General features: G+C 70.2%; 18 protein-coding genes. 15 read left to right on the forward strand and 3 right to left on the reverse strand.

Going from position 1 to position 20,055, the window contains the following annotated elements; translation table 11 throughout:
* Positions 1-38 precede the first annotated feature (38 nt).
* The 10 genes from AC3CF1_RS02085 to AC3CF1_RS02130 all read left to right on the forward strand — a co-directional run bounded on the left by AC3CF1_RS02085 (position 39) and on the right by AC3CF1_RS02130 (position 9,918).
* On the forward strand, positions 39-1,496 hold the full coding sequence (locus tag AC3CF1_RS02085) for a sugar porter family MFS transporter (RefSeq protein ID WP_488449403.1): 1,458 nt from the start codon (positions 39-41) through the stop codon (positions 1,494-1,496).
* Positions 1,497-1,669: 173 nt separating this feature from the next.
* Positions 1,670-1,972 (forward strand): urease subunit gamma, encoded by a 303-nt coding sequence (locus tag AC3CF1_RS02090; protein ID WP_354981457.1) that lies wholly within the window; start codon positions 1,670-1,672, stop codon positions 1,970-1,972.
* A 45-nt stretch (positions 1,973-2,017) separates the two neighbouring features.
* Positions 2,018-2,479, forward strand: coding sequence for an urease subunit beta (locus tag AC3CF1_RS02095; RefSeq protein WP_088948058.1), 462 nt, complete (start codon positions 2,018-2,020; stop codon positions 2,477-2,479).
* Positions 2,480-2,527: 48 nt separating this feature from the next.
* Positions 2,528-4,246, forward strand: a complete 1,719-nt coding sequence (locus AC3CF1_RS02100) for an urease subunit alpha (RefSeq protein ID WP_141909303.1) — start codon at positions 2,528-2,530, stop codon at positions 4,244-4,246.
* 61 nt (positions 4,247-4,307) lie between these two features.
* Complete coding sequence (locus tag AC3CF1_RS02105; protein ID WP_210794125.1) at positions 4,308-4,871, forward strand: urease accessory protein UreE; 564 nt, start codon at positions 4,308-4,310, stop codon at positions 4,869-4,871.
* Between the two features lie 22 nt (positions 4,872-4,893).
* Positions 4,894-5,571 carry an urease accessory protein UreF gene (locus tag AC3CF1_RS02110; protein WP_354981456.1) on the forward strand — a complete coding sequence of 226 codons (678 nt, stop codon included), beginning with the start codon at positions 4,894-4,896 and terminating at the stop codon, positions 5,569-5,571.
* Positions 5,572-5,638: 67 nt separating this feature from the next.
* Positions 5,639-6,268 (forward strand): urease accessory protein UreG, encoded by a 630-nt coding sequence (gene ureG / locus AC3CF1_RS02115; RefSeq protein WP_088948062.1) that lies wholly within the window; start codon positions 5,639-5,641, stop codon positions 6,266-6,268.
* Entirely contained in the window at positions 6,265-7,182 is a 918-nt protein-coding gene (locus tag AC3CF1_RS02120) for an urease accessory protein UreD (protein ID WP_210794122.1), read from the forward strand. The genes ureG and AC3CF1_RS02120 overlap by 4 nt, the downstream gene beginning before the upstream one ends.
* Before the next feature lie 21 nt (positions 7,183-7,203).
* The gene (gene yut, locus AC3CF1_RS02125; RefSeq protein WP_355160766.1) at positions 7,204-8,229 is read left to right on the forward strand and encodes an urea transporter; all 1,026 of its coding nucleotides are present in this window, start codon (positions 7,204-7,206) and stop codon (positions 8,227-8,229) included.
* 27 nt (positions 8,230-8,256) lie between these two features.
* Positions 8,257-9,918 (forward strand): ammonium transporter, encoded by a 1,662-nt coding sequence (locus AC3CF1_RS02130; protein WP_355160767.1) that lies wholly within the window; start codon positions 8,257-8,259, stop codon positions 9,916-9,918.
* A 27-nt stretch (positions 9,919-9,945) separates the two neighbouring features.
* On the opposite strand, the gene AC3CF1_RS02135 is transcribed toward AC3CF1_RS02130, so the two are convergent.
* Complete coding sequence (locus tag AC3CF1_RS02135) at positions 9,946-10,674, reverse strand: YoaK family protein (RefSeq protein WP_330467410.1); 729 nt, start codon at positions 10,672-10,674, stop codon at positions 9,946-9,948.
* A 159-nt stretch (positions 10,675-10,833) separates the two neighbouring features.
* Here AC3CF1_RS02135 and AC3CF1_RS02140 point away from each other — a divergent pair, with 159 nt between their 5' ends.
* The 4 genes from AC3CF1_RS02140 to mshC all read left to right on the forward strand — a co-directional run bounded on the left by AC3CF1_RS02140 (position 10,834) and on the right by mshC (position 14,376).
* The gene (locus tag AC3CF1_RS02140; protein WP_393388811.1) at positions 10,834-11,556 is read left to right on the forward strand and encodes an MSMEG_4193 family putative phosphomutase; all 723 of its coding nucleotides are present in this window, start codon (positions 10,834-10,836) and stop codon (positions 11,554-11,556) included.
* 115 nt (positions 11,557-11,671) lie between these two features.
* Positions 11,672-12,256, forward strand: coding sequence for a DUF3090 domain-containing protein (locus AC3CF1_RS02145; protein WP_088948067.1), 585 nt, complete (start codon positions 11,672-11,674; stop codon positions 12,254-12,256).
* Positions 12,253-13,071, forward strand: coding sequence for an SCO1664 family protein (locus AC3CF1_RS02150; RefSeq protein ID WP_488449404.1), 819 nt, complete (start codon positions 12,253-12,255; stop codon positions 13,069-13,071). Before AC3CF1_RS02145 ends, AC3CF1_RS02150 begins: the two co-directional genes overlap by 4 nt.
* Before the next feature lie 66 nt (positions 13,072-13,137).
* Positions 13,138-14,376, forward strand: coding sequence for a cysteine--1-D-myo-inosityl 2-amino-2-deoxy-alpha-D-glucopyranoside ligase (gene mshC, locus AC3CF1_RS02155; RefSeq protein WP_488449405.1), 1,239 nt, complete (start codon positions 13,138-13,140; stop codon positions 14,374-14,376).
* A 92-nt stretch (positions 14,377-14,468) separates the two neighbouring features.
* Here mshC and AC3CF1_RS02160 read toward each other — a convergent pair whose 3' ends face one another.
* Entirely contained in the window at positions 14,469-15,260 is a 792-nt protein-coding gene (locus tag AC3CF1_RS02160) for a GntR family transcriptional regulator (RefSeq protein ID WP_088948070.1), read from the reverse strand.
* Between the two features lie 126 nt (positions 15,261-15,386).
* Positions 15,387-16,256, reverse strand: a complete 870-nt coding sequence (locus tag AC3CF1_RS02165; protein ID WP_030332815.1) for a PAC2 family protein — start codon at positions 16,254-16,256, stop codon at positions 15,387-15,389.
* A 277-nt stretch (positions 16,257-16,533) separates the two neighbouring features.
* On the opposite strand from AC3CF1_RS02165, the gene metH reads away from it, so the two are divergent.
* Entirely contained in the window at positions 16,534-20,034 is a 3,501-nt protein-coding gene (metH, locus tag AC3CF1_RS02170; protein ID WP_488452029.1) for a methionine synthase, read from the forward strand.
* The last annotated feature ends 21 nt before the right edge of the window (positions 20,035-20,055 follow it).

Consider the following 20,055-nt stretch of genomic DNA (forward strand, 5'->3'; position numbering starts at 1 on the left):
ATGGGATCTGTCGGTGGCTCGCGTCGGAGGGGGCGACCGTGACTGCCAGCGCTGGCCCGAAGCGTGGCCGGGGTCGGCCACCGAGACGCAACCTCGTCGCGGTCGTCTCGATCGTCGTGCTGTCCGGTGCGTTCTTCGGCTACGACCAGGGCGTCATCAGCGGTGCGCTCCGCGACATTCGCCAGACCTTCCACGCGGACACCTTCGCCGTCGAGGTGGCGGCGAGTTGGGTGACCCCTGGGGCGCTGGTGGGCGCGCTGCTCGGCGGCCACCTCGCGGACCGGATCGGTCGCCGCGGGGCGCTGTGGGTCGCCGCCGCCACGTTCGCTGTGGGCACGATCCTGCAGGCGACCGCACCGGTGATCGGGGTCATGTTCGGCGCGCGGTTGATCCTGGGGCTGGGCATCGGGGTGGCCTCGGTCGCCGGGCCGATGTACGCGGCGGAGGCCGCGCCGGAACGGATCCGCGGCAGCCTCCTGGCGGTCTACCAGTTCTCCACGACGTTCGCCATCTTCATCGGTTACCTGGCCGACGAGCTGTTCGAGGCCGGCAACTCCTGGCGTTACCTGCTGGTGGCGGCGGCGCTGCTGGGTGTGGCCCTCGCCCTGGTCACCACAGTGATCCCCGACTCGGCCGTCTGGTACTTCGGACGGGGGGACCGGCGCCGGGCGGAGGCGTCCCTGCGGGCGACAGTGCCGGAGCGGAACGTGCCCCAGCGACTGCACGCCATCGAGGAGAGCCTCTCGGCCGGCAAGGCGGGCTGGCGGGAGGTGCTGTCGCCGCAGTGGCGGCGCCCGTTGGCGCTCGGTGTCGGCATGGCGCTGTTCCAGCAACTGACCGGGATCAACGGGATCATCTACTACGCCGACGAGATCTTCTCGTCCGCCGGGTTCCACACCCCGCAGGCGCAACTGGCTGCGACCACCTGGGCGATCGGCGGGGTCGACTCACTCTTCACGCTGGTCGCGGTCGCCTTCCTTGACCGGCTGGGTCGCCGGCCGCTGCTGCTGGTCGGGCTGCTGGGCATGGCGGTCTCGCTCGTGGTGGTCAGCATCAGTTTCGCCAGGATGGCCCCGGCGGCGCGGACGGCGGGAGCGACCGCGCACCATCCCACCGACGCGGGCATCTTCCTGCTGATCGGTGTGGTCATGTTCGTGGCGTTCTACGCGATGTCGATCGGGCCGACCGCCTGGACGGTCATCAACGAGATCTTCCCGGGCCGCATCCGGGGCCGGTGCGTGGCGATCGCCTCCGCCACCCACTGGGGCACCGAGTACCTGATCACGCAGTTCTTCCTGAGCATGCTCGACGCCCTGGGGAGATCGGGGGTGTTCGCCCTCTTCGCCGGCACCTGTGTGCTCGGCTTCCTGTTCGTCTGGCGGTACCTGCCGGAGACCAAGGGCAGGACCCTCGAACAGATCCAGCAGATGTGGCAGACCGACGCTCGTGCTCGGCGTCCGCACCGTGCCGATGACCGGTCGGCCGGTACGGCGTGATTCCCGCCTTCTGACCCGCGACGCAGGGGCGAGGCGTACGGTCGATCCGAAGCCGCCCAAAACGGATCAGCAGGACAAAGTAGCTCAATAGGGTCAAGCGTAAGCGCTCACCCTGTGGCGAGTCCTCTCGGCGCAATGGCGGCTCCCGACCGACAGTCGCGAAGGACCAGGACGTGCATCTGACACCAAGGGAATTCGACAAGCTGACGATCCTCTCGATGGCCATCGTCGCCAACGCCCGCAAGGCCAGGGGGATCAAGCTGAACCACCCCGAGGCCGTGGCGGTGATCTGCGCCGCGGCCCTGGAGGGGGCCCGGGAGGGCAAGACCGTCGAAGAGGTCATGAACGAGGCCCGCAGCACCCTCAGCACCGACGACGTGATGCCGGGCGTGCCGGACATGCTGCCCATGATCCAGGTCGAGGCGGTCTTCACCGACGGCTCGCGACTGGTCACCGTGCACTCACCGATCCGATAGACGCAGCCAGCCCAGAGGGCGATCTCCAGGAAGGTGGAGCAGGAAATGGCCAAGCAACATCCCGGCCCCAACTCGAAGCACGTGCGACCCATCGGGGGCTACGTGCTGAGCGACCAGCCGTTGGAGCTGAACGCGGGGCGGCCGGTCACCGAGGTCGTCGTCCAGAACACCGGCGACCGACCGATCCAGGTCGGCTCACACTTCCACTTCTTCGAGGCCAACCGGATGCTCGCCTTCGATCGTGAGGCGGCCTTCGGGCGGCGGTTGAACATCCCGGCGACGACCTCCATCCGCTTCGAGCCGGGCGACAAGAAGACGGTCGAGCTCATCCCCTTCGGCGGACAGCAGCGCGTGTACGGATTCAACGGCCTGGTGCAGGGGTGGAGCGGCAGCGAGTCGACCCCCAGCTACCGGCCGGACCGCACCGAGGCGATCCACAACGCCAGGACGCGGGGCTTCAAGTTCGCCCCGGAGCAGCAGGACAGCCCCAAGGACAAGAAGAAGTAGATCCGCTATCCCGCAGGGCTGCCAGCCTCGGGCAGGAGAGATGATTCGATGAGCCAGATTTCGCGGCAAGAATATTCCGGAATGTACGGCCCGACGACGGGCGACCAGATCAGGCTCGGCGACACCGACCTGTACATCGAGATCGAGAAGGATCTCCGGGTCCTCGGCGACGAGGTGATGTACGGCGGCGGCAAGACCCTGCGCGACGGCATGGGGGTCAACAACCAGTACACCAACGCGCAGGGTGGCCTGGACCTGGTCATCACGAACGTGACCATCGTCGACGCGACCCTCGGCGTGATCAAGGCCGACGTCGGTGTCAAGGACGGCAAGATCGCCGGCATCGGCAAGGCCGGCAACCCGAACATCATGGACGGGGTCACCCCCGAGTTGGTGACCGGTCCGGGCACCGAGGCCATCTCCGGCGAGCACCTCATCCTGACCGCCGGGGGCATCGACACGCACGTGCACCTGGTGACGCCGCTGCAGGCGTACGCCGCCCTGAGCAACGGCGTGACCACCCTGTGGGGCGGCGGCACCGGCCCGACCGACAGCACCAACGGCGTCACCATCACCCCGGGTCCGTGGAACCTCCACGCGATGATGCGGGCCTTCGAGACCATCCCGATCAACATCGGTCTGATGGCGAAGGGCAACAGCACCGGCCGTGCGCCGCTGGTCGAACAGATCATGGCCGGCGCGCCGAGCTTCAAGATCCATGAGGACTGGGGCGCCCCGCCGGCGGTGATCCGGGCCTGCCTGGACGTCGCCGACGAGTTCGACGTGCAGGTCAGCATCCACACCGACACTCTCAACGAGAGCGGCTACCTCGAGGACAGCATCGCCGCGTTCGAGGGCCGGACGATCCACACCTTCCACACCGAGGGCGCCGGTGGTGGGCACGCGCCGGACGTCATCAAGGTCGCCAGCCAGATGAACGTGCTGCCCAGCTCGACCACGCCGACGGTGCCCTACGGCATCAACAGCCAGTCCGAGCTGTACGACATGATCATGGTCTGTCACAACTTCAACCCGCAGGTCCCCTCGGACGTGGCCTTCGTGGAGAGCCGGATCCGGACCGAGACGATCGCGGCCGAGGACGTCCTGCTCGACGAGGGCGTCATCTCGATGATGCAGAGCGACTCGCAGGCCATGGGGCGCGTGGGCGAGACCTGGCTGCGGACCATCCAGCTCGCCGGGCAGATGAAGACCGCGCGCGGCAAGCTCGCCGAGGACTCCAGCGCCAACGACAACTTCCGGGTGCTGCGGTACGTGGCCAAGATGACCATCAACCCGGCCATCACCCAGGGGATCTCGCACGTGCTGGGCTCGGTCACACCGGGCAAGATGGCCGACCTCGTGCTCTGGGAGCCGGCCTTCTTCGGCGCGAAGCCGAAGCTCGTCCTCAAGGGCGGCATGATCGCCTGGTCGATCATGGGTGACCCGAACGCGTCACTGCCGACCCCGCAGCCGGTCTACTACCGGCCCTCGTTCGCCGCGTACGGTAGCCAGCTCGCCAAGACCTGCGTGACCTTCGTGTCCCGGGCCGCGCACGAAGCCGGCATCGCCGAGGAGCTCGGCCTGCAACGGCAGGTCATGCCGGTGTACCGGACCCGGGGCCTCACCAAGCGGGACATGGTCCGCAACGACAGGACCCCCAAGCTCGAGGTCGATCCGGAGACCTTCGCCGTGAAGATGGACGGCGTCCACGCGACGGTGCCGCCGGCCCGGAACCTGCCCCTGAGCCAGCTCTACTTCTTCAGCTGACCCCCGTCGGGACCGTCTCGCACGTGCCTGGTCCCGGCACACCGACCGAAAGGAGAGGCCCGTGCTCGTCGAGACGGTGCTGGGCAATATGAACGAGCCCGACTGGACGCTGCGCCTGAAGGAAGCGCGCATCGACGACCTGGTCCTCGACCAGTGGGACGCTCAGAAGAGCCGCATCCGCAAGATGACCAGTTCCGGGTCGGAGCTGTCGGTGGCGCTGGCGCGCGGCGTCCGGCTGCGCGACGGCGACGTCCTCGCCTGGGACGACCTGACCGCCACCGCGGTGGTGGCCCGGGTGCAGTTGGGCGAGGTGATGGTGGTCCACCTCGACAAGCTGCGCGGCGAGTCGGCCGAGCTGCTCATCCGCTCGGCCGTCGAGCTCGGTCACGCCATCGGCAACCAGCACTGGCCGGCCGTGGTCAAGGGCACGAAGATGTACGTCCCGCTGACCGTGGACCGCAAGGTCATGGACTCGGTGATGCGCACCCACGCCTTCACCGGGATCACCCACGAGTTCGTTCCCGGCACCGAGGTCATCGCGTACCTCGCGCCGCACGAGTCGCGGCGGTTGTTCGGTGGCGCCGACTCGACGCCGCACTCCCACCTCCCCGCCGACCTCAACTGAGCGGGGCCGGACGGTGCGCACCATGGCGGAAACCCTGAAGCTGCTGCAGTTCGGCGACTCGGTCTTCCCGGTCGGCGCCTTCTCCTTCTCCAGCGGTCTGGAGATGGCCGTCCAGCACGGCGTCGTGCACGACCGGGAGACCCTCCAGGACTACGTCCGGACCGTCACCCGGCTCGCCGCCACCGGGGACGGTGTCGCCCTGCTCGCCGGGCACCGTGCCGCCGTCGCGGGAGACCTCGACCGGATCCGGCGCGCCGACGAGGCCGTCCACCTGCGCAAGATCAACGAAGAGATGCGGACCATGTCCGTACGCATGGGGCGCAAGCTGGCCGAGGCCGCGACCCGGATCGTCGGGGAGACCCTGCTCAAGAAGCGGCTCGGCGAGTCGGCGCCGGGCGCGCCGGTCACCTACCCGGTCGCGCTCGGGGTGGTCTTCGCCGACCTCGGGGTGCCCGAGGAGGACGCGTTCGCGGCCCACCAGTACGGCGCCGCCTCGACGGTGCTCAGCGCCGCCATCCGGTTGATGCGGGTCGACCACCTCGACGCGCAGTCGATCCTGTTCGCGGTCAACGAGAAGGTCACCGACGACTACCGCGACGTGCGCACCGCCGACCTCGACGACATGCAGACCTTCGGGCCGCACATCGACGTCCTGGCCGGCGCGCACCAGCACATCCACGTGCGGATGTTCATGAGCTGAGGGCTGACCTCCGCGATCCCACACGTTTCTGACCCTCAACACGTCTCCCAGAAGGACTGGTCACATCATGAAGTCGGCAAGTCGTATCGGCGTAGGTGGCCCGGTGGGCAGCGGCAAGACCGCGATCATCGAGGCCGTCGTGCCCCGTTTCGTGGACAACGGGCTGCGCGTACTGGTGATCACGAACGACGTCGTCACCACCGAGGACGCGAAACACGTCCGGCGCGCCCTGACCGGGGTCCTCGTCGAGGAACGGATCCTCGGGGTGGAGACCGGGGCCTGCCCGCACACCGCCGTGCGCGAGGACCCGAGCATGAACCTGGCGGCGGTGGAGGACATGGAGTCCCGGTTCCCGGACAGCGACGTGGTGCTGATCGAGAGCGGCGGCGACAACCTCACGCTGACGTTCAGCCCCGCCCTGGTCGACTACTTCATCTACGTCATCGACGTGGCGGCCGGCGACAAGATCCCGCGCAAGAACGGCCCGGGGATCTCCAAGTCCGACATCCTCGTGATCAACAAGACGGACCTCGCTCCCTACGTGGATGCCGACCTCGAGCTCATGGCCCGCGACGCGGACGTGACGCGCAACGGCAAGCCGGTCATGTTCACCAACTGCAAGACGGGTGAGGGCATCGACGAACTCGTCTCGTTGATCCGCCGCAACGCGCTCTTCGACGCCGAAGTGGTCGCATGATCACACTGGACGGTGCGCGGGAACTGGCGCCGTACCAGGACCAACCGGCACAGCTGCCCGCCGCGTCCAACGGCAAGGTCGGCGTGCTGCGCCTCGGGTTCGAACGGCGCGGTGACCGGACGATCCTGCACGACCTCTACCGGCAGTCACCGCTGCTCGTCCAGCGGGCGCTCTACTGGGACGAGGAGATGCCGCAGCTTCCCTGCGTCATGATCCTCACCACCTCCGGCGGTGTGCTCCAGGGCGACCGCCTGCACATGGACGTCGACCTGGCACCGGGCAGCCAGGCGCACCTGGTCACCCAGGCCGCCACCAAGATCCAGGAGATGGACGCGAACTACGGCTCGCAGATCCAGCGCTTCACCCTGGCCGAGGACACCTACCTCGAATACCTCCCGGAGCCCGTGATCCCGTACCGGGGCAGCCGGTTCGTCACCGACACCCGGGTGCGGCTCCCGGAGAGCGCCACCATGCTCTACGGCGAGGTCCTCCAGCCCGGCCGGAAGTACTACCGCGACGGGGAACTCTTCGCCTACGACCTCTTCTCCTCCTCCCTGGGCGCGGAGCGGCCCGACGGCCGGCAGTTGTTCGTGGAGAAGTTCGTGGTGGCTCCCGGGCAGTTCCCGGTGGCGCGGCTCGGCGTCATGGATCGCTTCCACATCTTCGGCAACGTCGTACTCCTCACCAGCCCGGAGCGGGCCGCCCGCGTCTACGAACGGACCTCGACGCCGGTCTGGGACGAGGAGACGCCGCTGGCCAGCGCCGTCAGTCGACTGCCGAACGACGCGGGCCTCATCTTCAAGGTCCTCGGCCAGGAGACGGAGCCGGTCCGTGCCGCGGTCCGTGCCTTCTGCGTGGCCGCCCGCGAAGAGGTGACCGGCCGGACCTTCCCGCCGGCCTTCAGTTGGCGATGACGGATCCCCGAGGAGAATGCCGTGACGAGCGTGACCCGCAGCTGGGACAGGCTGAGTGACCACAACCCTCTGATCGGGTTCGTCGACGCCTGCCTGCGCGGGCCGGCGCAGGTCGTCCTGCAGAACAACCCGCTCACCGGGCTGCTCGTCCTCGTCGCGATCGCCTGGGGAGCGTTCGAGAACGGGCAACCACGGATCCTCGGGGGAGCGGTCCTCGGTCTCGTCGTCGGCACCGCCACGGCCGTCGCCCTGCGGGTGGATGAGCCCTCCTTGCGCAAGGGACTGTTCGGCTTCAGCCCGCTGCTGACCGGGATCGCCGTCCCGACATTCCTCGACGACCGGCCGTTGATGTGGCTCTACCTGGTGCTCGGAGCGATCGCCACGACAGTTGTCACCCTGGCCCTGAACGCGATCTTCAAGACCTGGGGCCTGACCGCGTTCACCATGCCGTTCGTGCTGACCACCTGGGTGCTGCTGCTGGCCGCGTACCAGTTCGACCGGTTCACCGTGCTGACCAACCTGAAGCCGATGTTTCCCGGCGAGGGGCAGTTGACCGGTGGCCGCTTCGACTGGGACCTGGTCCCCACCTTCCTGCGCGGCGTCTCCCAGATCTATCTGATCAACAGCTGGGTCACCGGCCTGATCATCCTGGTCGCGCTGCTGGTCAACTCCCGCTGGTCGGCGCTCTTCGCGGTGATCGGCGCGGTCGGCGCGACACTGCTGGCGCTCTCGTTCGGCGCCGACGCGGCCTCGCTGGACAAGGGCCTGTTCGGCTTCAACGCGGTGTTGACGGCGATCGCCGTGGGTGCGGTGCTGCACCGTCCCGGAGCGCTGGTGACCCTCTACACCCTCTTCGGAATCGCCCTGACGCTCTTCGTCCAGATGGCCCTGGCGACAGTGCTCACCCCACTGGCCATCCCGGTGCTCACCGGACCCTTCAACATCGCCACCTGGTTGCTGCTGCTGCCCAAACGGCACTTCGCGCCGGTGCCCAACCACGAACGCGCCAAGGAGACCGTCGTCTCGACGGTGAAGCACTCCGTCTGACCGTACCGAGAGGAGAGGTGAGCTTCCGTGCTCGCTCAGGACGCGGTGAACTCGGGCGACACCGCCTGGGTGCTGGTTTGCGCCGGCCTCGTGTTGTTCATGACCCCGGGCCTGGCCGTCTTCTACGGTGGAATGGTCCGCACCCGCAACGTGCTCGCGATGTTGCAGCAGAACATGGTCGCGTTGGGGGTCGTCAGCCTGACCTGGGTGCTGGTCGGCTACACCATCGCCTTCGGAGACGACGCCGGCACCGGCCTCTTCGGCAACCTCGAACTCTTCGGGCTCAACGACCTTCGGGTCCCGCCCGCGCCAAACCTGCACGTGGTCACCGGCCAGGTGACGATCCCGACCCTGGCGTTCGTCGCGTACCAGATGATGTTCGCGGTGATCACGCCCGCGCTCGTCACCGGCGCCACCGCGGGCCGGCTGAGGTTCGCCGGCTGGGTCGCGTTCCTGGCGATCTGGTCCATCGTGGTCTACGCGCCGGTCGCGCACTGGCTCTGGCACCCCGACGGCTGGCTGGCCCGGTTCGGCACCCAGGACTGGGCCGGCGGCATGGTGGTCCACGCCTCCGCGGGAGCCGCGGTGCTCGGCACCCTGCTGGTCGTCGGACGCCGCCGTGGTTGGCCCCGCACCGCGTCCCCGCCCAACTCCATCCCGCTGACCATCCTCGGGGCGGGTATCCTCTGGTTCGGATGGTTCGGCTTCAACGGCGGCGACGGACTCCAGGCCAACGGGCTCGCCGCCCAGGCGCTGATCAACACCCACCTCGCGGCCGCCGCCGGCATGCTCGTCTGGCTGGTGGCGGAGCGGCTCAAGGACGGCCACAGCACCGTCGTGGGCGGCGTCTCCGGCGCTGTCGCGGGGCTCGCGACGGTCACCCCCGCCGCCGGTTACGTCAACACGCTCTCCGCCATCGCCATCGGAGCGATCGCCGGAATCGTCTGCCACTTCGCGTTGCGGTTGAAGTATCTGCTCCGGCTCGACGACGCGCTGGACGTCCTCGCGGTCCACTTCGTCGGCGGCATGCTCGGCTCGCTGCTGGTTGGCTTCTTCGGCGACAGTGGCGTCAACCCGCTCGGCAAGGACGGTCTCCTCTTCGGCGGAGGCGGGTCCCTGCTCTGGCACCAGATCGTCGGCGTGGTCGCCGTGGTGGCCTTCTCCTTCGTGCTCAGTTGGGCGATTGCCGCCGCCGTGCAGGCCGTCCTCGGGCTCCGTGCCCCCGCCGACGAGCAGGACAACCTCGACCACGCCCAGCAGGACGCCGACGCGTACCACCTGGGCGGTGTTGCGGGCCTCAACGGCACTGGCGCACCGCAGCGTCGACGCGAACCCGGACGGGAACGCGGCGCCGAACGGCCCGCCCGGCCGGCCCAGAACGCCCGGCTGGTCACCGCGACGGTCAATCCGACGCTGCTGCCGACCACCCGGGAGCTACGGGACGCCCTGGTCGGTGCGGGAGCCACCTCCATCGTGCTCTTCGACGCCACGGTCTCCACCGCCGAACCGACCGCCCGTTCGCTGCCCCGGGGCTACTGGCAGGACCAGGACCTCGTGGACCGCGCCCGGGTCGAGGTCGTGGTCGAACGCGAGGCGGTGTCCGCCGTGCTGGACGTGCTGGGTCGTTACGGTGCCGAGCGCTCGGAGTGCTTCGTGCAGGACGTCCAGCTCGCGACGGACGTCCGCTGAGCTGGTGCCCGTCGGCGCGGGCCTCGGTCACCTCTTCGACCGGCGGGAACGGAGCAGGAACGACACTGTGGACAGGGCGAGCGTTCCCCAGGCCGGCACCCAGCGTGGTTGTTGCTGCGCCAGCGTTCCGATGCCACCCCCGGTGGCGTAGCAGAGCAGTGCCAGGAGCCCGAGGAAGGTGCCCTGGCGGGCCTGCTTCCGGCGGGTGTCCGGTCCGGCGAGCCAACGCCCGACGCGTTCGCCGATCTTCGCCACCGTGCCCGACTGGTAGGTGATGTGGGTGGTGATCCCGGCCGTGCGGACGAACAAGGTCGCCAGCGCGCCCATGGCGAAGCCACCCGCGGCGGCCAGCGCGATCCGCGGCGGCCCGCCCTGCCGGCCGTGGTGGAGCAGGACGTTGAGCACCGCCCAGAGCGCCAGCGTGAGCACGGCGCAGGCGAGTCCCCGCAAGGACGGCGACCACGGGCTCCGTGCCGCGCGTACCTGTGAGACCACGCCCGTCCCGGCGGCGAACGCGATCAGTGAGGCCGCGGACTCGGGCCAGGCGGCGTGTCGTCCGGCCAGGCCAATGCCCAGGAGGACGGCGTTGCCTGACTGGTTGGCGACGAACGCGCCGTAGCGCAGGAAGGCGAACGCGTCCACGAAGCCGGCGATGCCGGTGGTGAGGGCGAGGACCAGGAGTGGGCGCCGGAACTCCCCGTACACGTCCTGGGGGTCCGAGATGGCCGAGGGCCGCGCGGGTGCCGGGTCGCCCATCGCCTTTCACACCCTCCGGACAGAGGGCCCGGACAACCCGGGCATTAAGTATTTTACCGCCAAGGCAGCGGCTCGATCCGTTTCCCGTCCGATCCCCTCGGGCGACGCGGACACGGGCAGGCCGGAGGGCGATGCTGCCGGTCGGGCGCAGGTCATAGGGTGGTCCCCGTGGCGACCCTTCTGCTTCTGCGACACGGCCGGACGACCGCGAACGCCGACGGCGGCCTGGCCGGCCGCCAGCCGGTCGAGCTGGACGAGACGGGCCGGGCCCAGGCGGCTGCGGTCGGCGAGCGGCTGCGGTCGGTGCCGCTCGCCGCAGTGGTGACCAGCCCGCTCATCCGATGCCGGCAGACCCTGGAGCTCGCGCTGCCCGACGCCGACCCGCTCGTGGAGGAGGGGTTGATCGAGTGCGGCTACGGAGCCTGGGAGGGACAGCCACTGAAGAAGCTGGCGAAGGAGCCGCTCTGGCCGGTGGTCCAGCAGCACCCCAGCGCCGTGGTCTTCCCGCAGGGTGAGGCGATGGCGGCGATGGCCGCACGGGCGGTCGCGGCGGTGCGCGCATGGGATGCGCGGATCACGGCCGAGCACGGCCCGGAGGCGGTCTGGCTGGCGTGCAGCCACGGCGACGTGATCAAGGCGATCGTGGCCGACGCGCTCGGCGTACACCTTGATCTTTTTCAGCGGATCGTTGCCGACCCGGCGTCGGTGACGGCGATCCGGTATACGACGCTGCGGCCGTTCCTGCTGCGGCTCAACGACACCGGGGGCGACCTGGCCGCACTGGCGCCGCCGCCACGCAAGCGCCGCCGGGCGACGCGGGCGGCGACGAGCGCGGCCGACTCCGACGCCCCGGTTGGCGGCGGCGCGGGGGCCGGCCGGTGAGCCGGAGTGCGCCACGCCCGGGTGCAAGGGCCGTTGCGCCGGGCGTGGCGGGGACCACGGTGATTCGGGTCGGTGGGGTGCGCGGTGCCATGGCGGGCCGGATAGGGTCGTGGGTATGACCCACCAGGTGCACGCCTTCGAACCGCCGGAGCGGTTCGTCGCCGGGACTGTCGGGCCGCCGGGGGAGCGCACGTTCTTCCTGCAGGCTCGCGGCGGCGGCCGGCTGGTCAGCGTCGCGCTGGAGAAGGTCCAGGTGTCCCTGCTCGCCGAGAAGCTGGAGGAGCTGCTCACCGAGGCACAACGTCGCTTCGGGGTGGATCTGCCCGAGCTGGCGCCGGTGATCGGCGACAACGAGCCACTGGACACTCCGGTCGACGAGGAGTTCCGGGTCGGGACCCTCGGGCTGGCCTTCGACGTGGACACCGCGACCGTGGTGATCGAGGCGATCGCCGCGGGCGAGGTGGAGCCCGAGGTCGAGCTGGGCGACGAGGACGACGAGGACGAAGACGACGACGAGGACGAAGAGCCGGACGAGGACCTGGACCGGCTCCGGGTCCGGCTCACCCCGCAGGCGACCCGCCAGTTCATCGAGCGGGCCCGGCGAGTGGTCAACGCGGGCCGGCCGCCGTGCCCGCTCTGCGGCCAACCGTTGGACCCCGCCGGGCACCTGTGCCCGCGGCACAACGGTTATCACCGGTGACCTCGTCCGGCCTCCAGCCTCGCCAGGACGGCGACGCCGCGCTGCGGCTGCTGCGTGACGGCGTGCTCGACCTGGAAGGTCGGCTGGTCGACGCGTCCAACACGACCCTGCGCGGCATCCTGACCCTGGAGGGGGTCACCGCCCGCTGCGTCTACAAACCGGTCCGGGGCGAGCGCCCACTGTGGGACTTCCCCGACGGCACCCTGGCCGGCCGGGAGGTCTCGGCATACCTGGTCTCCCGGGCGACCGGTTGGGACCTGGTGCCGCCCACCGTGCTGCGCGACGGCCCGTTCGGCCCCGGCTCCTGCCAGCTGTGGATCGACGAGCCGGAGGACGCCGAGCCGCTGGTCGGGTTCCTGCCGGCCGCTGAGCTGCCGCCACGCTGGTTCCCGATCGCCGCGGCCCGCGACGACGACGGTGCCGCGTACGCCCTCGCGCACGCCGACGACCCCCGGCTGGCCCGCCTCGCGGTGCTCGACGCGGTGATCAACAACGCGGACCGCAAGGGCGCTCACGTGCTGGTCGGTGCCGACGACCGGATCTACGGCGTGGACCACGGGGTGAGCTTCCACGTGGAGGACAAGCTGCGTACGGTGCTCTGGGGTTGGGCCGGCAAGCAGCTGCCCGCGGACGCCGTGGAGATGCTCGACGGGTTCGCCGGGCAGATCGCCGGCGCGCTCGGCGCGGAGTTGGCCGACCACCTCACCATCAGTGAGGTGACCGAGGTGGCCTCCCGGATCGACCGGTTGCGCGAGACCGCTCGCTTCCCGCAGCCACCGGAGGACTGGCCGGCGATCCCCTGGCCGCCCATGTGACCCGTTGTCATCTTGATCACCCGTGAGGCGCTCCGACCTCGTCGTCGGGCTGGCTAGGCTGATCCCATGGAGTCTTGGGCGGGACACGAGGTGCCACGGCTGCCGGGCAGGGGCGAGCCGTTGGCGCTGTACGACTCGGCGCGGCAGGGTGTCCACCCGAGCGAACCGGCCGACGCGGGGAGCATGTACGTCTGCGGCATCACCCCGTACGACGCCACCCACCTCGGCCACGCCGCCACCATGATCACGTTCGACCTGGTGCAGCGGATGTGGCGGGACGCCGGCCGCCCGGTGCGCTACGTGCAGAACGTCACCGACATCGACGACCCGCTGCTGGAGCGGGCCGCCCGCGACGGCGAGGACTGGGTGGTCCTGGCGATGCGGGAGACGGCGCTGTTCCGCGAGGACATGGAGGCTCTGCGGATCATCCCGCCGGAGCACTACGTGGGCGCTGTCGAGTCCATCCCGGACATCGCCGACAAGGTCGAGGTGCTGCTCAAGGACGGCGCCGCGTACCGCCTCGACGACGGCACCGGCGACGTCTACTTCGACATCTCCGCCACGGGCCGGTTCGGCTACGAGTCGAACCTGACCCGCGAGCAGATGCTGGAGATCTTCCCGGAGCGCGGCGGTGACCCCGACCGCGCCGGCAAGCGCGACCCACTGGACCCACTGCTGTGGCGTGGCGCCCGCGAGGGGGAGCCGTCCTGGCCGGGCGGGGAGCTGGGCCCGGGCCGCCCGGGATGGCACATCGAGTGCGCGGTCATCGCGCTGAACCTGCTCGGCGACCGGATCGACGTCCAGGGCGGCGGCAACGACCTGCTGTTCCCGCACCACGAGGCGTCCGCCGCGCACGCCGAGCGGCTCACCGGTCAGGCGCCGTTCGCCGAGCACTACGTGCACGCCGGGATGATCGGCCTGGACGGCGAGAAGATGTCCAAGTCCCGCGGCAACCTGGTCTTCGTGTCCCGGCTGCGCGCCGACAAGGTCGACCCGATGGCGGTCCGCCTGGCGTTGATCTCCGGGCACTACCGCAGCGACCGCACCTGGACCGACGAGCTGCTCACGACCGCCAAGGAGCGCCTGGACCGTTGGCGGCGGGCCGCCTCCGCGCCGGCCGGGCCGTCCGGGGCGGAGCTGCTGGCCGGCGTACGCGAGCGCCTGGCCGACGACCTCGACACTCCCGGTGCCCTGGCGGTCGCCGACCGCTGGGCCGAGGCGACCCTCGCCGGCGCCACGGACGACGCCGAAGCGCCCGCCCTCTTCGCGAACACGGTGGACGCCCTCCTGGGCATCCGCCTCTGACACCTCTCCCGGCAGACGGCACGCGCGCCGCAGGCCACGATGCGCCCGCGCGGTCGTGGCGCCCGCGTCGTTGCGGGGCGGGATCGGTGGGGTCAGCCCAGGACCAGGCCGGGGTCGGGTTCCGGGTCGGGGGTCGGGGCGGGGATCTTGTATTCCTCGGTGAGGGTCGTCATCGGGCCGGGCCAGGTGGCCTGGGCCACCTCGATCGGCTTGTGGTGCGTGTCGTACGCGACGTGCAGCAGGTGCAGCACCGGGGTGTCCGGCCGGATCTGGAGCGTCTCGGCCTCCTCCCGGCTGGGCTGGCGGGCGCTGATCGTGTCGGTGGCGGAGACGTACCGCCGCCCGGTGGCTTCCTCCGCCTCCTGATAGAGGGGGCGGCCGAAGGCCTCGGTGCGCTCCAGCGAGGTGCCGGCGGTGTCGCGGGGCAGGAACCAGGACGCGCCGACCTCGACGGGGGAGTCGTCGGTGCGGACGAGGTGTCGCCGGCAGAGCAGGTTGGTGCCGTCGGGCACCCCGAACGCGTCGGCGACCTCGGCGGGGGCGGGGGAGTGGCCGACGGAGACGAGTTGTTGGCGGTACCGGGCGGCCAGGTCGGTGTGGTAGCCGCGGAAGCCGCCGTACCGCCCTCGGGAGAGTCGGTTGAGTCGGCGGCGGGTGCCCCGGACGTACGTACCGGAGCCGGGTTTGGTGATCAGGATGCCCTCGACCCGCAGTTGGTCGACGGCCCGTTGCACGGTCTGCTTGGCGACGCCGAACATCTCGGCGATGGCCGGGATGGACGGCAGTCGCTCGCCGGGTCCCCAGTCGCCGCGGCGGACCTGGGCCTTGAGCTGCGTGGCAATCTGTCGGTGCGGGAACTCGGCGGCCCCGGGATTGATCTGCACACCCGCCTCCTTGATCACATCTAGGTTCCTAGGATGCCCTAGCGGGTGTGACGGCGCCACCCCGGACACGCCGAAAAACGGGCCCTCGGACCAGAGAAGGTCCGAGGGCCCGCAGTGAACAGTTGGCTACCAGGAGCCGGCGGTCGGGCCGGCTGAACCGCCCCGTCGGCGCAGGTATTTCTCGAACTCCTGGGCGATCTCGTCGCCGGTCAACGGGGTGATGCCCTCGTCGCCGACCCGTTCCTCCAGCTCACGGACGTATTCGCCCAGCTCGGCGTCCTGCTCGGCGGCGCTGCGCACCCGCTGCTCCCACTCGGCGGACTCCTCGGCCAGGTCGGCCATCGGCACCGGCAGGTCGACGACCTCCTCGACCCGGTGCAGCAGGGCGAGGGTGGCCTTGGGGCACGGCGGGTTGTTGGCGTAGTGCGGCACGTGCACCCAGAACGACACGGCGTCGACCTCGGCGCGGGTGCAGGCGTCGTGCAGCACACCGACGATGCCGGTCGGCCCGTCGTAGCGGGTGGGGGTGAGCTGGTAGCGCTCGGCGGCCTGCGCGTCGGACGCACTGCCGCTGATCGGCAGCGGCCGGGTGTAGGGAACATCGGCCAGCAGCGCGCCGAGCAGCACCACCCGTTCCACCTCGAGGCTGTGGCAGATCTCCAGCACCTGCTCGCAGAACGTCCGCCAGCGCATGCTCGGCTCGATGCCGCGGATCAGCACCACGTCGCGGTCGGTGCCCTCCGGGCTGGCCACCATGAACCGGGTCGTCGGCCACTCCACGCGGCGCGTCTCCCCGTCGGCCATGGTGATGGTGGGCCGGCTGACCTGGAAGTCGTAGAAGTCCTCCGGGTCCAGCTCGGCGATCTGCCGCGCGTTCCAAACCTGTTCCAGGTGCTCGACGGCCGCGGTGGACGCGTCGGCGGCGTCGTTCCAGCCCTCGAAGGCGGCGATGGCCACCGGGGACCGCAGCACCGGCAGTCCGTCGAACTCGGTCACGCCGTCACCTCACCCTGCTCGTCGCGGTCGGCGCCGGGATCGCGCCCGGTCGTCATACCGTGTGGCACAGCGGCGTCCCTGTTGTCCTTCACGTCCGCCAGCCTACGTGCCGGGCAGGGATGCGGCCCGTCGGCCGCGCCGGTCCACCGGACCGACGACCGGTCATACACGAACGAACCAGACAGGGTGATCCCGCTGACACAATATGGGATCGGGTGCCGAGGGGCGCTGGGTGCGGTGGGGACGGCACTAACCTGAACGGGTGCGGACTTCGTTGATGGATGTGCTGGCCGACCGGATTCTCATCGCCGACGGGGCGATGGGCACGATGCTGCAGGCCGCGGACCTCACGCTCGACGACTTCGACGGCCTCGAAGGGTGCAACGAGATCCTCAACGTCACCCGGCCGGACGTGGTGCGTGGGGTGCACGACGCCTACCTGGCCGCCGGCGCGGACTGCGTGGAGACCAACACGTTCGGCGCCAACCTGGCCAACCTCGCCGAGTACGACATCCCGCAGCGCATCCGGGAGCTGTCCGAGGCGGGCGCCCGCATCGCCCGGGAAGCCGCCGACGCGGCCAGCACCCCGCAGCGGCCCCGGTTCGTGCTCGGGTCGATCGGGCCGGGCACCAAACTGCCCACCCTCGGGCACACCGCCTACGCGACCCTGCGCGACGCGTACCAGGAGAACGCCGCCGGTCTGATCGTCGGCGGCTCGGATGCGCTGATCATCGAGACCTGCCAGGACCTGCTCCAGGTCAAGGCGGCCGTGGTCGGGTCGAAGCGGGCGATGGCCGAGCTGGGCCAGTCGGTGCCGATCATCTGCCACGTGGCGGTGGAGACCACCGGCACGATGCTGGTGGGCAGCGAGATCGGTGCGGCCCTGGCGGCGATCGAGCCGCTCGGGGTGGACCTGATCGGGCTCAACTGTTCGACCGGCCCGGCGGAGATGAGCGAGCACCTGCGCTACCTGTCGCAGCACTCCCGCATCCCGCTGTCGGTGATGCCGAACGCCGGCCTGCCGGTGCTGACCGCCGACGGGGCATACTTCCCGCTGACTCCCGTGGAGCTGGCCGAGGCCCTGGAGCGGTTCATCACCGAGTACGGCGTGGGGCTGGTCGGCGGCTGCTGCGGCACCACCCCGGAGCACATCCGGGTGCTGTCCGAGCGGTTGCACGGCGTCACCGCCCCGGCCCGTGAGCCCCGGCACGAGGCGGGTGTCTCCTCGGTCTACCACCCGGTGCCGTTCGCCCAGGACGCGTCGGTGCTGATGGTGGGGGAGCGGACCAACGCCAACGGTTCCAAGGCGTTCCGGGATGCGATGCTCGCCGGCGACTGGCGGGCCTGTGTGGAGATCGCCCGCAGTCAGGCCCGCGACGGCTCGCACCTGCTCGACCTGTGCGTGGACTACGTCGGCCGCGACGGCACGCAGGACATGCGCGAGCTTGCCGGCCGGTTCGCCACTGCGTCGACGCTCCCGATCATGTTGGACTCCACCGAGCCGAACGTGGTGGAGGCCGGTCTGGAGATGCTCGGCGGCCGGTGCGTGGTCAACTCGGTGAACTTCGAGGACGGCGACGGCCCCGACTCCCGGTACGCGCGGGTGATGCCGATCGTCCGCGAGCACGGCGCCGCGGTGGTGGCGCTGCTCATCGACGAGGAGGGGCAGGCGCGTACCCAGGAGTGGAAGGTCCGGGTCGCGGCGCGGCTGATCGACGACCTGACCGGCCGGTGGGGCCTGGACCGCTCGGACATCCTCATCGACGCGCTGACCTTCCCGATCGCCACCGGCCAGGAGGAGACCCGCCGCGACGGCATCGAGACGATCGAGGCGATCCGGGAGATCACCCGCCGCTACCCGGGCGTCAACTTCACCCTGGGCATCTCGAACATCTCCTTCGGGCTCAACCCGGCCGCCCGGCAGGTGCTCAACTCGGTGTTCCTGCACGAGTGCGTGCAGGCCGGGCTGACGTCGGCGATCGTGCACGCCAGCAAGATCCTGCCGATGTCGAAGATCCCCGAGGAGCAGCGCGAGGTCGCCCTGGACCTGGTCTACGACCGGCGCCGCGAGGGGTACGACCCGGTGCAGCGTTTCCTGGAGCTGTTCGAGGGTGTCGACGTGACCAGCGCCCGGGCCAGCCGGGCGCAGGAGTTGGCGGCGCTGCCGCTGGACGAGCGGCTCAAGCGGCGGATCATCGACGGTGAGCGCAACGGCCTGGAAGCTGACCTGGACGAGGCGATGGCCGGCGGCCGGTCCCCGTTGTCGATCATCAACGACATCCTGCTGGACGGCATGAAGGTGGTCGGTGAGCTGTTCGGCTCGGGCCAGATGCAACTGCCGTTCGTGCTCCAGTCCGCCGAGGTGATGAAGACCGCCGTGGCCTACCTGGAGCCACACATGGAGACCGCCGAGGACGGCGGCAAGGGCCGCATCGTGCTCGCCACCGTGCGCGGCGACGTGCACGACATCGGTAAGAACCTGGTCGACATCATCCTGTCCAACAACGGCTACGAGGTGGTGAACATCGGCATCAAGCAGCCGATCAGCGCCATCCTGGACGCCGCCGAGCAGCACCGCGCCGACGCCATCGGCATGTCCGGCCTGCTGGTCAAGAGCACGGTCATCATGAAGGAAAACCTCGCCGAGATGGCCACGCGCGGGGTCGCGGAGCGCTGGCCCGTCCTGCTGGGTGGGGCGGCGCTGACCCGCGCGTACGTCGAGGACGACCTGCGGTCGATGTTCCCCGGGCAGGTGCACTACGCCCGGGACGCCTTCGAGGGGTTGTCCCTGATGGACAAGGTGATGACCGCCAAGCGTGGCGGCGCGCCGGTGATCGACCCGGAGCGGGAAGCGGCGCTCGCGGCGCGGCGGGCCCGCCGGGAACGGCAACGGTCCATGGTCAGCGAGTCCCTGCCGGAGCTGCACGACTCCTCGACCCGCTCCGACGTGGCAGTGGACGTGGCCGTGCCCACCCCGCCGTTCTTCGGCACCCGGGTGATCAAGGGCGTGCCGATGGCCGACTACGCGGCGCTGCTCGACGAGCGGGCCACCTTCCGTGGGCAGTGGGGGCTGAACGGCGCCCGAGGCGGCAACGGTCCGTCCTATGACGAACTGGTGGAGACCGAGGGCCGGCCGCGTCTGCGCTACTGGCTGGACCGGTTGATCGCCGACCAGGTTCTGGAGGCAGCCGTGGTGTACGGCTACTTCCCCGCGTACTCCGAAGGCAACGACCTGGTGGTGCTCGACGAGAACGGGCACGCGGAGCGCGCCCGGTTCTCGTTCCCCCGCCAGCGCCAGGAGCGGCGGCTCTGCCTGGCGGACTTCTTCAAGCCCAAGGGCGACCAGCTCGATGTGGTCGCGTTGCAACTGGTCACCGTGGGTCAGCCGGTCAGCGAGTACGCGGCGAAGCTGTTCGCCCGCAACGAGTACCGCGACTACCTGGAGGTGCACGGCCTGTCCGTGCAGCTCACCGAGGCGCTCGCGGAGTACTGGCACCGGCGCATCCGGGCCGAGATGACCCTGCCCGACGGTCGTCCGCTGGGCCACGACGACCCGACGGACCTGGCCGGTCTGCTGCGCAACGACTACCGGGGCTGCCGGTACGCGTTCGGCTACCCGGCCTGCCCTGACCTGGAGGACCGGGCGAAGATCGTGGACCTGCTCGGATCGGAGCGGATCGGGGTCGAGCTGTCCGAGGAGTTCCAGTTGATGCCGGAGCAGGCCACCGACGCGATCGTGGTCCACCACCCGGAGGCCAGCTACTTCAACGCCAAGTGACGTTCGCAAGGTCGCTGACCT

The sequence above is a fragment of the Micromonospora sp. MGP-C2 genome (assembly GCF_057766525.1).

What these genes read in the sequence shown, in the direction of transcription:
- AC3CF1_RS02095 (WP_088948058.1), top strand. Translation starts at nt 2,018, where the DNA reads ATGGCCAAGCAACATCCCGGCCCCAACTCGAAGCACGTGCGACCCATC.
- AC3CF1_RS02100 (WP_141909303.1), top strand. Translation starts at nt 2,528, where the DNA reads ATGAGCCAGATTTCGCGGCAAGAATATTCCGGAATGTACGGCCCGACG.
- AC3CF1_RS02110 (WP_354981456.1), top strand. Translation starts at nt 4,894, where the DNA reads ATGGCGGAAACCCTGAAGCTGCTGCAGTTCGGCGACTCGGTCTTCCCG.
- ureG (WP_088948062.1), top strand. Translation starts at nt 5,639, where the DNA reads ATGAAGTCGGCAAGTCGTATCGGCGTAGGTGGCCCGGTGGGCAGCGGC.
- AC3CF1_RS02120 (WP_210794122.1), top strand. Translation starts at nt 6,265, where the DNA reads ATGATCACACTGGACGGTGCGCGGGAACTGGCGCCGTACCAGGACCAA.
- AC3CF1_RS02135 (WP_330467410.1), bottom strand. Translation starts at nt 10,674, where the DNA reads ATGGGCGACCCGGCACCCGCGCGGCCCTCGGCCATCTCGGACCCCCAG.
- AC3CF1_RS02145 (WP_088948067.1), top strand. Translation starts at nt 11,672, where the DNA reads ATGACCCACCAGGTGCACGCCTTCGAACCGCCGGAGCGGTTCGTCGCC.
- mshC (WP_488449405.1), top strand. Translation starts at nt 13,138, where the DNA reads ATGGAGTCTTGGGCGGGACACGAGGTGCCACGGCTGCCGGGCAGGGGC.
- metH (WP_488452029.1), top strand. Translation starts at nt 16,534, where the DNA reads ATGGATGTGCTGGCCGACCGGATTCTCATCGCCGACGGGGCGATGGGC.